Origin of the sequence: Natrinema sp. H-ect4, assembly GCF_041894845.1 — an archaeon.
Classification (GTDB): Archaea; Halobacteriota; Halobacteria; order Halobacteriales; family Natrialbaceae; genus Natrinema.
Map to the genome: position 1 here is coordinate 232,055 of NZ_JBHDYC010000003.1, position 15,258 is coordinate 247,312.

General features: G+C 62.7%; 18 protein-coding genes. 6 read left to right on the forward strand and 12 right to left on the reverse strand.

The features are described from left to right. Window positions 1-145: 145 nt before the first annotated feature. Genes ACEWFR_RS06445 through ACEWFR_RS06460 form a run of 4 tightly spaced genes read right to left on the reverse strand, consistent with a single transcriptional unit; the run spans window position 146 to window position 3,374 of the window. Window positions 146-898 (reverse strand): 5-formyltetrahydrofolate cyclo-ligase, encoded by a 753-nt coding sequence (locus tag ACEWFR_RS06445; RefSeq protein WP_374060344.1) that lies wholly within the window; start codon window positions 896-898, stop codon window positions 146-148. A gap of 1 nt (window position 899) precedes the next feature. After that, window positions 900-1,550, reverse strand: coding sequence for a molybdenum cofactor biosynthesis protein B (locus ACEWFR_RS06450; protein WP_374060250.1), 651 nt, complete (start codon window positions 1,548-1,550; stop codon window positions 900-902). Window positions 1,551-1,593: 43 nt separating this feature from the next. Beyond that, window positions 1,594-2,520: an ABC transporter ATP-binding protein gene (locus ACEWFR_RS06455; RefSeq protein ID WP_374060251.1), complete on the reverse strand. Its 927-nt coding sequence runs from the start codon at window positions 2,518-2,520 to the stop codon at window positions 1,594-1,596. Beyond that, window positions 2,517-3,374: an ABC transporter permease gene (locus tag ACEWFR_RS06460; protein WP_374060252.1), complete on the reverse strand. Its 858-nt coding sequence runs from the start codon at window positions 3,372-3,374 to the stop codon at window positions 2,517-2,519. Before ACEWFR_RS06460 ends, ACEWFR_RS06455 begins: the two co-directional genes overlap by 4 nt. A 122-nt stretch (window positions 3,375-3,496) precedes the next feature. Between ACEWFR_RS06460 and ACEWFR_RS06465 the strand changes: the two genes are divergently transcribed. Then, window positions 3,497-4,522 carry a zinc-binding dehydrogenase gene (locus tag ACEWFR_RS06465; protein ID WP_374060253.1) on the forward strand — a complete coding sequence of 342 codons (1,026 nt, stop codon included), beginning with the start codon at window positions 3,497-3,499 and terminating at the stop codon, window positions 4,520-4,522. A 107-nt stretch (window positions 4,523-4,629) separates the two neighbouring features. After that, complete coding sequence (locus ACEWFR_RS06470) at window positions 4,630-4,950, forward strand: hypothetical protein (protein ID WP_374060254.1); 321 nt, start codon at window positions 4,630-4,632, stop codon at window positions 4,948-4,950. A 61-nt stretch (window positions 4,951-5,011) separates the two neighbouring features. Here ACEWFR_RS06470 and ACEWFR_RS06475 read toward each other — a convergent pair whose 3' ends face one another. After that, complete coding sequence (locus ACEWFR_RS06475) at window positions 5,012-5,329, reverse strand: hypothetical protein (protein ID WP_374060255.1); 318 nt, start codon at window positions 5,327-5,329, stop codon at window positions 5,012-5,014. Window positions 5,330-5,515: 186 nt separating this feature from the next. Here ACEWFR_RS06475 and ACEWFR_RS06480 point away from each other — a divergent pair, with 186 nt between their 5' ends. Together ACEWFR_RS06480 and ACEWFR_RS06485 are read left to right on the forward strand one after the other, a co-directional pair. Continuing rightward, window positions 5,516-6,604: a hypothetical protein gene (locus ACEWFR_RS06480; RefSeq protein WP_374060256.1), complete on the forward strand. Its 1,089-nt coding sequence runs from the start codon at window positions 5,516-5,518 to the stop codon at window positions 6,602-6,604. Next, window positions 6,604-7,350: a class I SAM-dependent methyltransferase gene (locus ACEWFR_RS06485; protein ID WP_374060257.1), complete on the forward strand. Its 747-nt coding sequence runs from the start codon at window positions 6,604-6,606 to the stop codon at window positions 7,348-7,350. Before ACEWFR_RS06480 ends, ACEWFR_RS06485 begins: the two co-directional genes overlap by 1 nt. A gap of 413 nt (window positions 7,351-7,763) precedes the next feature. Here ACEWFR_RS06485 and ACEWFR_RS06490 read toward each other — a convergent pair whose 3' ends face one another. Further along, entirely contained in the window at window positions 7,764-8,150 is a 387-nt protein-coding gene (locus ACEWFR_RS06490; protein ID WP_374060258.1) for a PadR family transcriptional regulator, read from the reverse strand. Window positions 8,151-8,386: 236 nt separating this feature from the next. On the opposite strand from ACEWFR_RS06490, the gene ACEWFR_RS06495 reads away from it, so the two are divergent. Both ACEWFR_RS06495 and ACEWFR_RS06500 read left to right on the forward strand, forming a co-directional pair. Continuing rightward, window positions 8,387-8,668, forward strand: coding sequence for an ArsR family transcriptional regulator (locus ACEWFR_RS06495; RefSeq protein WP_374060259.1), 282 nt, complete (start codon window positions 8,387-8,389; stop codon window positions 8,666-8,668). Window positions 8,669-8,675: 7 nt separating this feature from the next. Continuing rightward, complete coding sequence (locus tag ACEWFR_RS06500; RefSeq protein WP_374060260.1) at window positions 8,676-8,942, forward strand: ArsR family transcriptional regulator; 267 nt, start codon at window positions 8,676-8,678, stop codon at window positions 8,940-8,942. A 346-nt stretch (window positions 8,943-9,288) separates the two neighbouring features. Here the strand turns inward: ACEWFR_RS06500 and ACEWFR_RS06505 are convergent, their stop codons facing one another. From ACEWFR_RS06505 to ACEWFR_RS06530, 6 genes are all read right to left on the reverse strand, one after another. Continuing rightward, a complete protein-coding gene (locus ACEWFR_RS06505) occupies window positions 9,289-9,957 on the reverse strand; it encodes a hypothetical protein (protein WP_374060261.1) in 669 nt (222 codons plus the stop codon). Then, window positions 9,954-10,952, reverse strand: coding sequence for a hypothetical protein (locus ACEWFR_RS06510; RefSeq protein WP_374060262.1), 999 nt, complete (start codon window positions 10,950-10,952; stop codon window positions 9,954-9,956). Before ACEWFR_RS06510 ends, ACEWFR_RS06505 begins: the two co-directional genes overlap by 4 nt. Window positions 10,953-11,300: 348 nt before the next feature. After that, entirely contained in the window at window positions 11,301-12,362 is a 1,062-nt protein-coding gene (locus ACEWFR_RS06515; protein ID WP_374060263.1) for a prenyltransferase, read from the reverse strand. Further along, a complete protein-coding gene (locus ACEWFR_RS06520) occupies window positions 12,359-13,081 on the reverse strand; it encodes a class I SAM-dependent methyltransferase (protein ID WP_374060264.1) in 723 nt (240 codons plus the stop codon). The genes ACEWFR_RS06515 and ACEWFR_RS06520 overlap by 4 nt, the downstream gene beginning before the upstream one ends. A gap of 1 nt (window position 13,082) precedes the next feature. Next, window positions 13,083-14,462, reverse strand: coding sequence for a glycosyltransferase family 4 protein (locus ACEWFR_RS06525; RefSeq protein WP_374060265.1), 1,380 nt, complete (start codon window positions 14,460-14,462; stop codon window positions 13,083-13,085). Window positions 14,463-14,663: 201 nt separating this feature from the next. Further along, window positions 14,664-15,224 (reverse strand): NUDIX domain-containing protein, encoded by a 561-nt coding sequence (locus ACEWFR_RS06530; RefSeq protein ID WP_374060266.1) that lies wholly within the window; start codon window positions 15,222-15,224, stop codon window positions 14,664-14,666. Between the last annotated feature and the right edge of the window lie 34 nt (window positions 15,225-15,258).

Consider the following 15,258-nt stretch of genomic DNA (forward strand, 5'->3'; position numbering starts at 1 on the left):
CGCTCCGGGGATGGACCGCTTCGCGATCGTTTTGTACCGATTGATCCCCCCTCTCGAGACCGTCGTGGTCGCTACGTTCCGCTCTCCTCGAACCGTCCGTCTGAAACCTGCATTTCAACGGTAGAATCGGTCGATGACGCGTCGGTTACGATGATTCGAGTCGCTTGAGGACCGGAATCTCCTCGAGTCGCTCGTTCGTGAGCAGGTCCCAGTCGATCCCCGCGGGTTGCTCGCTTCCGCTCTCTGGTCGCACCACCCGCTCGGGCGTGACGACGAGGTCCATCGCGACGTCGTGAGCCTCGATCGCGACGGCGTCGTCGATCACCTGCCGTTCGTGGACCGTCGTCGCCACCGGCGTCGACTCGTCGACCAGACCGAGTTCCCGGAGGACGGCGTACTCGAGGTCGCTGTAGCCCTCCCCTTTGCCGATTCGGCCACCCTCCTCGGTCACTGCGACGCTCCCCGAGACGATCAGATCGACGCGGTCGACCGCTTCGGGGCCGACCTGCTCGCCGTGTTTCGACGAACCGGAGACGGTCGTCGCCGCGTCGTAGTCCTCGAGTTCGTCTGGATCGAGTTTCAGGAAACACCGCTCGTCCCGAAGTCGCGGCACGGCCATGTAGACCGTCTTTCCCTCGTGCAGCGCCCGCCGCCTCACGGGCAACTGCGGCGCGTCGGGATTGGCCTTGATCGTCGTCGCCTCCTTCCACTCCGGTTGCTCGGCCAGCCGGTCTGCAGCGTCGCTCGCCCCGGCGAAGTTCGGAATCCGGCCGTGGGGCGGGAACGGAAACCGGGCCTTGCCGCTCTCCTCGAGGTCATCCCAGATTCGCTCGCGGACGGACGCCTTGTCGATGGCATCGCTTCCTGTCCCGCCGCCATCGCGGTCGCCGGAGCCCACGTCAGGACCCCCCGTCCGTCGCTTCGTTCGGGACACCGGTATCCACCGTCTCGTCCGCGGTCTCTGATTCTTCTCCGGTGCCCGCCTCGTTTTCGGTGTCCGGATCCTCCTCGGTATCCGCCTCGCCCTCGGACTCCGGTTCCGGTTCGCGTGCGAGTTCGACGATCCCGGTCGCTTCCGGCAGGATGATCTCTGCAAGCGCGAGACGGGCCGCGTCGGGGTTGCCGGGGAGACAGAAGACCGGCGTCCCCTCGGCGATGCCGGCGAGGGTCCGCGCGGCGACGGCTTTCGTGCCGATCTGCTCGTAGGCCAACACGGTGAACAGCTCGCTGAACGTGGCCAGTTTCTTCTCTAAGAGCGGGTCGACGGCTTCGATGGTGATATCTGCCGGCTCGACGCCGGTCGCGCCGGCGGTAATGATGATTTCGACGTCGTCGCGGTCGATCAACCGCGAGACGATCGACTGGACCCTGTCGTAGTCCGAGCCGACGTGTTCCCGGACCACGACCTCGTTGCCGTCGTCCTCAAGCGCCTCGCCGATGGCCTCACCGGCGTCGTCGGCCGCGAGGCTGCGATCCGAGGCGATCGTGACGACGCCGGTACAGAGCGTCCCGTCGCCGGGTTCGGTGGCGTCCGAGTCCGTCTCGTTCATACCGCGTCTTCGAAAGCCGGCGGGTAAAAACGTCCGTCTCTGGTCATCGGTGATCGGCGGAAGTCGGTGTCGATGGACCGTTCGTGTAGTACGTGAAGAGGTCCGTGTAGGTCGGTTCGGCAATCGCGAGCGCCGTTCGGTCGATCCCCGATGTGGCCGCGAGTTCGTCGAGTATCCGTCCCGGAGTATCTGCGACCGCGTCTTCGTATTGCGAGGGGACGAACCCGTGGATACTCCCGGCCACGGCGAACGGCTCGCCGTCGACGACCGCCGTGAGCGCGCTCGCGTTCGATGCTCCCGTCTCAAGGACGGGCGGCACCGACGCCAGCAGTTCCGCAGGTGTTCCGGTCGCGACGATCCGACCGTCCGCGAGGAAGGCGATTCGGTCGGCGATATCGGCGGTCATCGGTCGGTGGCTGGCGACGACGATCGTCTTTCCCGCAGCCTGTTTCTCGCGGAACAGCTCGTGGACCGCCGGGATCGTCGCGAGATCGAGCGCCGCGGTCGGCTCGTCGAACAGGTACAGCGGGACGTCGATGCTGGCGGCGATGGCGAACTCGAGTTTTCGCACCATTCCGCCGGAGTAGTCCGCGACGGACTTGTCGAGGTCGTCGGCGAGGCCGAGACGCTCGACGTGTGTGCGCCAGTCGTCCGTGAACGCTGGATGGAGCCGGCGGTAGAAGTGGATGGTTTCTCGACCGGTGAGTTTCTCGAGGGCGAGTGCGTCCTGCAGGAGAAAACTCGTCGTGTCCGCACGAGCCGTCGCCGGTTCGCCGAAGACGTCGACGCTGCCCGCGGAGGGACGCTCGCTGCCGGCGAGACAGGAGAGCAACACCGACTTGCCGACTCCGTTTGCCCCCATCAAAACGAGGAGCTCACCGTCCTCGACCGTGAGATCGACGTCCTCGAGGACGCCCTCCTCGCCGAAGGACTTGCGAACGCCGTCGACGGTCGCGACCGGATCGGTCACGGCCACCACCCTTGATCGTAGAGCATTCGATTCACGAGCATCGTTCCGGCGACGACTGCGAGGGCCGCATAGATGGCCAGTAACGCGAGGAATTCCGGCCCGGTCGGCATCGCAGGCGGTGCGATGCCGAGCCCCGTCCAGCTCTCGGCCGGGACGAGGTGAGCGATGAGCACTCGAGTCGGGAGCGTGTTCGGGAGATAGTTCAGCACCGGGCCGTCGATCACCGATTGCGCCGGAACGGCGCCGTTGAGCCCGGTCAGGGTGAACGTCGTGATGGCGACGAACGTGGTCGCCAGCGTTGCGACCTGTTTGTTCCCCGCGGCGATCACGAACGGGATGGCGACGACCATCCAGATCAGGCAGGTCAGCACGCCGGCGACCAGGACGATCGGTATTGATTCGGGACCGCGGAGACCGTAGGACGCGCCGGTGGCCAGCCCAGCGACCAGCGTCGCGGTGAACGCGCCCGCCGCGAGGACGAACCCGGCGGTCATTCGGCCGGTCAGTTCGGCCGACGGCGAGATGGGCATCGACCGATAGGCGACGTAGCGCCGGTCCTCGAGGTCGGTCGCGAGCTGGTTTCCGAAGACGAAGAGACAGACGAACATCGACCCGAGGACGCCGATTCCGATGGACGCGCTCGCATCGGCCGTGGCAGTCGTTTCGGCCCCCTGCACCGTCTGGAGCGAGTACATAATCGCGGGGAATGCGAGTACCCACAGCAGCATGATCCCGCTGTTTCGCACCTCCTGTAGATTCCGGCGAGTGAACGCGCTGGCCTGCTCGAGCCAGATGCGCCACCCTCCGCCCGACGCTCGTTCGGTCTTGGACACCGTCTCCGTTTCAGTTGCCATCGGTCTTCCGTTGTCTCGACACACCTCTGACAAATAATGGTTTATAGTACAACGTGATCGCGGCGAATACGGCATGCTGGTAGCCCAACTGTTATGGACGCCGTTTCCGTTGGTCCGCGTATATGCAGGCAGTCCAATTCGCGGAACACGGCGACAGGGGCGTCATCGAGTACGGCGAGTATCCCGATCCTGAGATCGATCGGGACGAGGTACTGGTCGACATCAAGGCGGCCGCGCTCAACCATCTGGACATCTGGACGCGACGGGGAATGCCGGGGATCGACCTCGAGATGCCACACATTCCGGGCAGCGACGGGGCCGGCGTCGTCGAGGACGTCGGCGAGGACGTAACTCGCTTCGAGGCGGGCGATCACGTCGCGCTCTCGGCCGGCGTCGGCGACCTGCGGATGGACGACCCGACGCTCGATCCGCGCTTTCACATCATCGGCGAGCATGTTACCGGCGTTCACTCCGAATACGCCGCAATTCCCGAGGATAACCTGATCCCCGTCCCCGACCACGTCGACTGGTCGGTCGCCGGCTCGAGCTCGCTGGTCTTCCAGACCGCCTGGCGGATGCTCATCGAACGCGCCGACCTCGAGGCCGGCGAGTCGGTGCTCGTGCTGGGTGCCAGCGGTGGGGTCGGCCACGCCGCGCTTCAGATCGCTGACTACGCGGGCGCGGAGGTGTACGCGACCGGTAGCACTGAGGAGAAGCTCGACTACGCCCGCGAACACGGCGCGGACCACGTCTGCAACTACGAGGAGGAGGACTTCGCGGACTGGATCCTCGAGGAAACGGACCGCCGCGGCGTCGACGTCGTCGTCGAACACGTCGGCGCGCCGACGTGGCAGAACTCGCTCAAGAGCCTGACCAAGGGCGGGCGACTCGTCACCTGCGGGGGAACCGGCGGCGGCAACCCGGAGACGGACATCCCGCGTATCTTCTGGAATCAGCTGCAGATCATCGGTTCGACGATGGCCACGCCGGATCAGGTCGACGACGTGATGGAACTCGTCTGGGACGGCACGTTCGAGCCCGCCATCCGCGAGGAACTGCCGATGAGCGAAACCGCACGCGCCCACGAGATCATCGAGAACCGCGAAGGGTTCGGCAAGGTCGTCGTCCGGCCGGACAGCGAATTATAGTCGGAAGCGATTGACGCCCGACGAACCGTTCCCGTTTCCGATCGCTTCGGAGACGAGCGGAGGGGGAACCGTGAGTGCTTTCACTGCGCGCTCGAAACGAATCGATAGTGAGCTCGAGCGATGACGGCGGCTACGTCCACGATCCAGCGGCGGTCGACGCCGACACGGACGGCGAACGGGGAGCTGACGGACCGGCCGATAGCGGGGACGATCACGAACCGGTACACCCCGCGACGGCCGACCGGGAGTTCGACTGGCGCGGCTGGACCCTCGTCGGCGTCATCGTCTTCGCGTTTCTCGCCGCTCCGACTCTGATCTACCTCGTCCCACCCGGTGCGGAGGGCTACCGGTTTGCGCTGTTGATCGTGCCCCTGGCACCCGCTATTTTGCTCGCGATTACGGCTGTCTGGGCGACGACGCGACCCTGAGAACGGCTGCCCGTGCGGGCTGTTCGACGACGAATCGCGTGACTACCGAAACGAAAACTGTCTAGACTTCGGCTTCGCAGATGACCTCGAGCCGGTCGAGGACGGTCGAGCCGTCGCTTACGTCCCGGTCGGGCGTCTCCTCGCGGTCGACGTACGTCGCCAGTTCGTCATAGAGGCGATCGGCCTGCGGGCCGGTGAGTCGTTCCGTGTCGCCGTCGGCCTCGAGCGTCTCGAGTAACTCGAGGGTCCACTCGGGCGGCATCTCGTCGGTCTCGAGGGCCTCGTTGAAGCGCTTCGAGAGGACGTGGTGGGCGACCCATTGCTCGTCTCGGGTGAGCGTGACTTCGTACGTCTCGGTTTCCGGTGGTGAGGAGCTCATATCGTCAGACGGGACCTGTGTTCGTGGTCCTCAGTCGAGGCTACGAACAGGGATGTAATAAGCCTTGTTACCGAATGCCATAGTTGCGACGCGGCCGCGGTTTCGTTCGCCCCGTCCGAACAGTTCGTTTGTCGATCAAAAGCTACTAACAGAACCGTATCCACTCGACAGACAGGTGCAGTGGTAATGGATCTCGAGACGGTCTCCGAGCGGATCGCGACCGGTCGCATCGGACACGCGGTCTCGCGACTGGTCCCCGCAACCCCTATCTGGGAGCGAGAGTGGGACGTCTGCTGCGTGCTCGACGGCTGCCGCCTCGATCTCATGCGAGAACTGTCCGCGGCCGGTCACGACGCGCTACCGGGCCCGGACGGGGTGGACTCGCTGTGGTCGGTCGGCTCCCAGTCCGCAGAATGGATGGACCGAACCTTCGCGCCGCGGTACCGCGAGGAGATGGCCCGGACCGCCTACGTTACCGGCAACCCCTTTTCGTCGCAGTCCTGCGAACACATTCTCGTCACGTCCGGCGACGTCCTGCCGCTCGAGGCCGACGATTTCGGCGTCTTTCACGAGGCTTGGCGCGACGAGTGGGTCGACGACGACATTTCGACGATCCCGCCCGCTCCTCTCACGGACGCCGCGATCGCGATCTGGCGCAACCGGGAGGAGCTAGGAATCGACCGCGTGCTCGTCCACTACATGCAGCCCCACGCCCCCTTCCGGTCGGAGCCGGGGTGGTTCTTCGGCTCGGCCGACATCGAGCACTGGGGGCAGTTCACCGACGGCGAGTCGTCCGCGGCGGACGACGACTTCGACCCCGACGACCTCTCGCCCGCGGAACGCGAGGCCCTCGAGGCGCTCGCCGAAGCCGAGGCCGAGAGCGACGACGAGACGGATTCGATGAACGATCCCTGGATGCGCCTGCGCGACGGCGACTTTTCGTTCGATGCGGTCTGGACGGCCTACCGGGACAACCTCGAGTGGGCCCTCGACGACGTTGCTCGACTGCTCGCGAACTGCGACGGGCGGGTCGCGATGACCAGCGACCACGGCAACGGACTCGGCGAGTTCGGCGTCTGGTCGCACCCGCCCGGGACGCCGGTCCCCGCGCTCCGCCGGGTTCCCTGGGTCGTCCGCGAGGGACAGGATCAGGAGACCTGCGATCCCCCACTTCCCGCGGGAATTCGCGAGGGCGGGGCGAGCGGCGCGGACGATGCGGACGGCGGGGATAGCGAGGAGATCGAATCGCGCCTCGAGGCGCTGGGCTACCGATAATGGCCCCGAGAACGCTCAGAGACGCGATCTACGCCGTCCGGAAGGCGCGACTGGGACTCGAGCGTCGGCGACTCGACTACGGTGTGGAAACCCGCGAGCGGGCCGAGCGGCTGGCCGCGGTGCTCCCCGCCTCGGTGGCCGAACTGCGCGAGTACGAGCAGGAATACGAGGATCTCGAGTGGTTCCACGACGCGTACGCGGACCGCGTGGCCGAGATCCACGAGGCGGGCGTCGCCACCGACACGACCCACTGGCGCGACGGGGTGACGCTGTACGTCGTCTGTCGCGCGCTCGAGGTCGAGACTGTCGTGGAGACGGGGGTGCTGTTCGGCTCGTTCGACGCGCACGTGCTGGCAGCGATGTGCGAGAACGGCGGTGGAACCCTGCACGCGGTCGACCTGCCCGGCGGCCCGCCGGGGCCGTTCGAGTACGGCCACCTGATTCCAGATCGGTGTCGCGACCGGTGGGAACTCCATCGGGGCGATGCGCGGGAGGTTTTGCCCGGGCTGCTCGAGCGCGTCGGCCCCCTCGATCTCTTCTTGCACGATTCGGATCACCGGCTGCCCCACATGCGATTCGAGTACGAGGCGGCGCTGGATCACCTCGAGCCGGGCGGGGTCCTGGCGAGTCACGACGTGCGACTCTCGAGGTTGTTCGATCGGTTTACCGAGGAAAACGGGGTAGACGCGTGCGTGGTCTGCGATACGGGGATCGGACGGGTGGCTCCCTCGAGCAGCGCGGATTGAGTGCGTCGGAATTCGACACCGACCCGATCGCGGGTCGTCGAGACGAAGTCGCGTCGAACCGAGACAGTGACGGGCGGTCATCGAGGGTATTCGGCAGCCGATCATCGTTCCGACGGAACTCCGGACTGGCAAACCCGCGTGCGGTGGCGCGCGCTGTCGGCCGACCGAGCGTCGCGAGGGCGGCCGTCGATACTGCGCGAGGGATGAGCGAGCGGAGCGAGGCGCGAACAGTGTGAGCGCCTCGAATACCGAGCGAATCGGCTGGGGAGGGCGTGGCGATCCCGTGTTGCCACGATAGCAGGACGCTTTTTCGTAGCATTTCCTCCAGAACACACCGTTCGATAATTGTCTCCATCGAATAGAGCAGTCGGCCCCGAACGGGCCGAAAACACGGATCGTGGTTTTCGTCCCGATCAGTCACGCCGGAGGTCACAGAGCACGGCGAGGCGTTCGGCGCGCTGGATGAGCAGCGCGTGCCCGGCACCCGTGAGGCCGTAGGCGGTCACCCGCTCGTCTGGGCCGTCGCGTTCGGCGAGGAGGCCGCGCCCGACGAGCGCGCGCAGGTTCGGCTCGAGCCGGGCGCGGCTGACCGTGGGATACCGGCGCTCGAGGGTCCAGGTGATCCCCGAAGGGTAACAGCGCTTGCCGTCGCGCTCGCGGCGGGCGACGGCCTCGAGACAGTCGCGCTGGAAGGCGGTGAGTTCGATCCACGCGCGTCGGCCGTCTTTCGGCGGGTAGTCAGGGAGTGATGCGTCTGCTCGAGCGGGACTTTCAAGGCCCCGCGAATCGTGGTTGGGCATGGCTTTCTGCGGGGTACGGAAGCCACGCGGGCCGGTGGTTAGGTCACCGGGTCCGCATTTTCTCTCTCGAGGACCGATTCGGGTAGTTGTGGATCCGTTTGGCTTCCGTAGTTCGGTCAAGGAGCAGATAGTACTTAGAACTAGTGCATCAAATACAGTACCAGAAAGCGCCAAACAGGGTACAAATACTATCGAATCGAGCGTTCTAACACGGTGTTTCGTGTGTTCACGGTCGAATGCGACGGCCACGGGTGGACTGGATGACGCGGGCCGACGACGCGATCCTCGAGTTCCTTCTCAACGAGGGGAATCACCCCCTCGTCGCAAATCCGACCACCGTCGAGGCCAACATCGATTACAAGATATCGCACGTACGGCGCAGACTGCGAGCACTGCAGGATGGTGGACTCGTGGAGTACTACGACGAAGATCGGGGTCTGTATCAGATCAGTGAGCGAGGTCGAAAATATCTCGCCGGGGAGCTTGATGCCGATGATCTCGAGCCACCCGAGCGTTGATCCCTGAATGCGCCCGCTGGTTTCGTGGATGACGAAATCCGATCCCGCGCTGCTCGAGTTCTTCGAAGAAACGGGGATAGCGATGCCGCCAGCGGTGGTTTCGTACAACATCGACGGCGTCTCTCATCCGACGGTCAAGCGTCGTCTTCCGGTCTTGGAAGAGCACGGACTTCTCCGAAAAGTCGACGATGATCGGGGCTATTACCGAATTACGGATCGAGGTCGTGCCTATCTCGAGGGTGAATTAGAAGGCGACGACCTCGAGCCATCATGATAATAAAGCTACATATATAACCACCTGTTACTAAATATAATCGTAAAAATCCTGCCAGTCCTATTGTTTGATCTTACTGAATGTCAATCTTGTATCTCAACCGCAAACGTGTAAGCTATTTAAAGAAAGAAGGCGGATCAACCGATAGAGCGACTTTCGAGTTGTAACGACAAGTCACGGCTTATGTGCAGATTTGGGAATCAGGTTATGTCCGCGTACAACTCTATCGGAGTCTAACGAAAACTCCAGCAGGTTCAGATGTGGACTCTACTGAATGTGTTTTGGTAATTAAGCCAACTACTGGTCATAGCTTCAATTACCATCTAATTGGATGTGTCAAAATCGGCTAATCGGTGTAATCTGGGTCATTTTCAAGAAACTCAGTTGGGTTGAATATGTTAATTTCCTCAAAATTCCGGTTACGATTGACACAGGATCTGATGTCTGATTTTGCACTTATTATATCCTGGTAATCTGTTGTGATTAGTATACCAGTACCTCCATTCGCGCCCCAATCAGCACATTCACAGATGACTTTTCTATCTGACTCATTGTCAACATGTGCCCGCAAGTCTCCTAATAGGCGTGCATCAAGCGTGTTTGGCCAAACATCATCAATAAGAGGTTTGGTAGATCCAAATAAAAGGTCCCAGCCACGCTTAATCTTGCGCTCCTCAAACGAGAGTCGTTTTTTGATGCTTTCTCTATCTCCTAGCGAATCAATCTCGGCCAAAAGTTCCGCACACCAATTACGATCGTTTGGAGACATGTTAACAGATGACGGTACTGTCCAATTTCCAAGATCAGTACAACCATAGATTGACTCAACTATCAGTTCACGTCGTTCTTTTACGTTCTGAAATTCGCGTTTGACGGTATTCCCAACGACATTGTCTGCTTGGTGTTCTTCAAGCAAAACCTGAGCCGTTCCATCATCGTCATTAAGAGTAAACGAAAGGAGAATACATGTATCTGTAAATAAAGATTCGAACTCCCCGCTGCCTACTGAACTCATTGGTTATTTGCCCGCCCATCGACAACTTCCATAAACTTATCAACATTTTCTTCAAAGTCTGAATTGGGAGGATCAGGCTCGAATCGATCAAAATCGGACATACTAGGGAGTAAACCTGCTCTATCACACATCTCCTTTTTGGTCCGTAAATTATCCGTGAATTCCTCGCGTAGCTTAGTCAATTCTGCTGTCGATGCTCCATAAATCTTGTCAGTATTTGGTCCTTTTGCACTATCAACCGACATCGAATGGGCAATCATGAGCCAAACATTCTCTCTGTAGAGATCCCGGAGCTCACTGATCGCAGTGCCGTATTCGCTTTCAATACTACGTGAATCGATATCAACCAACATCATTACCACATCTTCAAAGAGTGCCGTAAACTCGGACAGATATGTGTAATTTTCAGCTAATTGACCGACAGACTTCACCTCCTTTTTCAGATCCGAAGTGACCTTACGTACTTCCTCGTATGTTTGTTGCGTTGCAGGCCTTCGGTCGAAGTGAATATTCGAATCAATCTCATCGATGATTCTCAAAAACCTAATGTTGGATAAATATAAGTCCCGGTATTTTGGCGGGGCATTATGGGTGTAAAAGTGTTCTAGGAAATCGAGAAAGTCTGCGTCCCACCAATTTGAGACAGGCAGGTTGTGATCACCATTCTCAATGTACTCCTCGATCTCGCCACGGCTAGCCCGGTATAACTCACTGGCATCTGAAAAATCAGCGAACAAAGTTCGGCTATATCGCTCGCCACCGGGTCCTGCGAGTGAGCTGGCCCCCCACTTAAACCATCCATACGTAATTGGTTCCTGGTCCTCGTCGGAAAATTTTTGGCTAACTAGATAGATATACTTCTCCCTTGGAACCGATGATCGCTGCTTATCCAAGCCATAATTGTCTAACACGCTTTCGAGGGCTGTTTCTATCTTAGATACTAGTGCTCCCTCAGTTATCGCCGTGCTATGTTGGTGGTGGGGACGTGTCGGCATGGGATATGATTTTCTTGATTACGATGTTTTGATGTCTACACTATAGACTAATCGATCTCATCTGGATGTGACCACAGCCCATATTATAACTTTTGACCCGCTACTGGTAGAAAGACGATATTACCTGACGCCAAGAGTCACTTCTTCGACTCAGGTCCTTAAAGTTTGTAGGCTTACCACTACTTCGAGTGCTTTGTCTTTCGCTGACGCGGCGCGTACTCTGTGCGCCGCGCAATTGCCCTGCCCGTAGGGATACAAGCATGAATTTGACCGGACTCGGTTCCCTAACCCTGTTGCCCTCTGTTCTCATCATTTCTAGCGAACCTGAACGCTCCCATCCCGATCACGTCATTCGACCAGCGGATCGGTAAACAGATCCGCAGCCCCCGACAGCCCCGACAACGCATCCGCGGCCAGCACCGCCGCCCCGCAGGTCCACGTCGGCCGCTCGCCCGGCCAGAACTCCTCGTCTTCGAACTGATATCCCGTCCAGAAGATTCCCTCGTCGTCGGTCCACTGAAAGAGCCACTCGAGGATCTCACGCGCGCGCTCCGTCCGCCCGACTGCGGCCAGCGAGACCACGAGTTCGCAGGACTCGGCGACCGTCACCCACGGTTCGTCGGAGACGCACCGACAGCCCAGCCCCGCCTCGAGAAAGCGATCCATCCCGTCCTCGAGCCGATCCCGCGCCGAATCGCCGGTCTCCACGCCACAGAGGACGGGATAGAACCAGTCCATCGCGTACCGGGACTTGCTCTCCCAGGTGCGGTCGAACCGGTCGGGCCGCGAGCGGATTGCCTCGCCGAGGTGGGTTCGGGCCTCGAGCCACCGATTGCGGCGCTCCTCGTGACCGAGTTCGTCGGCCACGGCCGCGCCGCAGGCCAGACTCTTGTAGATCGAGGCGCAACCGGAGAGCAGCGCGTCCTCGTAGACCTCGCCGTCGGCCCCGACGGTCCAGTAGACCTCGCCGGTCGGGGCCTGCTGGTCGCACGCGAACTCGACGGCGTCCCGGACGGTCGGCCAGAGGTCTGCGAGAAACTCCCGATCCTCGGTACAGAGATAGTGGTGCCAGGCGCCGACGGCGACGTAGGCGCTGCGGTGAGTCTCTTTGCGCGGCTCGTCGCCGGCGTGGGAACCGTCGTCGCCGTCGGCGTCGGGCTCGCCGTAGGTCGCCCAGAGCGCGCCGTCGTCGTGCTGGGCGTCGGCCACCCAGCGGTACGCGCGGCGAGCGGCCTCGTGGCGGCCGCCGACGGAGAGCCCCATCGCGCTCTCGACGTGATCCCAGGGGTCGGCTGGGCCGTCGGGATACCAGAGAATGAGCCCGTCCGATCGCTGCACGCGCTCGATGTAGTCCACCGCGGGCTCGAGCCCCCACTCGGTCAGCGACGCCCCCGACGACAGGTTGCTCACGATCGCCCCTCCAGCTCGAAGTAGTAGACGACGCTCTTGCCGAGTACGGGATCGAGCGCTTCCTCGAGCAGGCGGACCGGCCGCGGCGATTCCATGACGTCCCACTCGAGGAAGCGATCGTAGGCCCGCAGCGGGAGCGGCGGCTCGCCCCGTTCGTCGCGCTCGCGCCAGAGACACTTGAGCCACCAGTAGGGGGCGTGCAGCGCGTGGGCGAAGTGGCCGTCGACGCGCCGGAACCCGCGGCGCTCGATGGCCGCCCGTAGCTCCTCGCGATCGAAGATACGGACGTGGCCGCCCTCGACCTCGTGGTATTCGTCCGAGAGCGCCCAGCAGACTCGCTCGGGACCCGCGCGAGGGACGCTCACCGCGAGCGTTCCCCCCGGCGCGCAGACCCGCCGAAGCTCGTCCACCGCCGCCTCGTAGTCGGGGATGTGCTCGAGCACTTCGGTACAGCAGACGACGTCGAACGCGCCGTCCTCGAAGGGCAGTCTGAGCGCGTCCCCCGAGAGAAAGGTGACCGGCACGTCGGATAGTTCGGCGATGTACTCCTCGTAATCGTCCTGTGCGGCCGCCAGGCTCTCCCGCTCGAGGTCGAGCCCCACGACCTCCGCGACGTTCTCGAGGGCGGCGGCGTGGACGTGTCTGCCCTCGCCGCAGCCCACATCGAGGACGCGCATCCCCGGCGTCATCGTCACGCGGTCGAAATCGATCGTCTCCATCTCAGTCCCCCTGTTCGCGCGTCTCGATAGCGTTGCGGTACGTCTGTACGGTCTCCCGGGCGGCTTGCTCCCAGTCGAACTCCGCGACGATTCGCTCTCGTCCCTGTTTGCCGAGCGTTCGGCGCCGCTCGTCGTCCTCGAGCAGGTCGCGAACGGCCCCGGCCAGCGCGTCCGAATCGCCCGGTTCGACGAGGACGCCGGCGTCGCCGACCACTTCGGGAAGCCCTCCGCCGGTAGTCGCGACGACCGGGACGCCACAGGCCAGCGCCTCGCCAGCAGGGAGGCCAAAGCCCTCGTAGATCGAAGGGACCACGGCGACATCGACACTCCCGTAGAGTTCGACCATCCGTTCGTAGCTGATCTCGCTGTGGGTTTCGATGGCGTCCGCGAGCCCCAGTTCCGAGACGAGCCGGTCGCAGTCGCCCCCCTCGTCGAACTCGCCGACGACGACGAGCTCGGCGTCGATCGTCTCGCGGACGGCCGCGAACGCCTCGAGCAAGTGCCGGGTTCCCTTCAGGGGAACGTCGGCGCTGACGGTCGTCATCACGCGCGGGCGATCGGGATCGGGATCTGGAGCGCGGTCGACGGGTTCGAACAGCTCGGTATCGATGCCGTTGTGGACGACGCGGATCGACTCGGGATCGGCTCCGAAGTCGGTGACGGTGCGGTGTTTGGCCGACTCGGAGACGGTCAGGACGTGGGGGAGCTCCTGAACGACATCGCGTTGCATCCGGAGGAAGCTGTACCACCGGCGGATCAACAGCCGCTCGGTCCAGTCGTCCGCCGCCTCGAGGGCGGCATCTCGGTCGACGGTAATCGGGTGGTGGACGGTTGCCACGACGGGGTGGCCCCGCTCGCGGAGCGTGTGGAGGCCGTGACAGAGCGACTGGTTGTCGTGGACGACATCGTATGCGGGCTGGTGTTCCTCGAAGTAATCGACGACCTGCCGCCCGAAGACGTAGGGGTCCGGAAAGCCGCCGGTGAGCGCGCTCAGCCACTCGTAGAGCGCGAGCGGATCGCGGAGGTACGACGGCTCGAACTGGCCGAGCCGGTCGAGTTCATCGACGACGTTCTCGCCGGGCAGTTTCACCAGTCCGACGTCGTCGTCGAGGTCCGGATAGGGCTTGCCCGAGAGCACGTCGACCGAGTGACCGAGATCGGTCAGCGCTCGGCTGAGGTACTTCACGTAGACTCCCTGCCCCCCGGAGTACGGGTTCGAACGGTAGCTCAACAGACAGATCTCGAGGGGCTCGTCGGTCGCGGCGGACGACTCGAGCGACGGCTCGGAGTCGGTCGTTCCCGCGGCCGTCGCCCCCCCTGCCGACGCGGACGACGTGATAACACTCCCCCGGAGAAGCCGTCTGAACGTGCCAATGACCATCGCAGTCTATCCTGCATGTATGGACACTCCCTCATAAACCTCCCGCTCGTGTACTGTTTCTTGACACTGTCCAGTCTGGAGACGTGTCTGCAGCGAGGGGCGGTCGTCGAGCGGGACCGGTCGGCCGGAACCTCGAGCGATCGACACGCGGTCCGACCACCGACGGCGCGGAACCGCTGTGATCGGGACGGATCGATCTCCCTATCGAACGTCCCGGCGCATCGCGATCTCGAACCACGGGCAGAGTCGAATCTGTCGGTACCACTCCGGATTCGAGTGGAGTCGCTCGTAGGGAACCCACATCAGGCCGGCGACCTCCTCCTCGTCGGGATCGAGCGTTCGATCGGTCAGCGTCACCTGCAGGACGGCACAGACCTCGTGCTCGACGCCCGCGTTCTCGAAGTAGCGCTTGTACTCGAAGCGGTCGGTCAGTCGCAGGTCGTCGTACTGGTCGGGCGAGATCCCCAGTTCCTCCTCGAGGCGCTGGCGGGTCGCTTCCTCCTGGCTCTGGCCCTCGACGGGGTGGGAGGCGACGGTGCCGTCCCAGTAGGTGCCCCAGAGGCGTTTGTCCGGCGCTCGCTGGGCGAGCAAGACGTTCCCCTCCCCGTCGAAGACGAGCGAGGTAAACGCTCGGTGTCGGATCCCGTCACCGGTGTGGGCGTCGAGTCGGTTGACCAGTTCGAGTTCGGTGTCGTCGGCGTCGACGGCGATCACGTCCTGTCCGGCGTTCTCGTGTTGCAGGTCCTCGTCCGGCGTGCTCATACCCGCACAATTACGACGGTTCGTGAAACCAGTA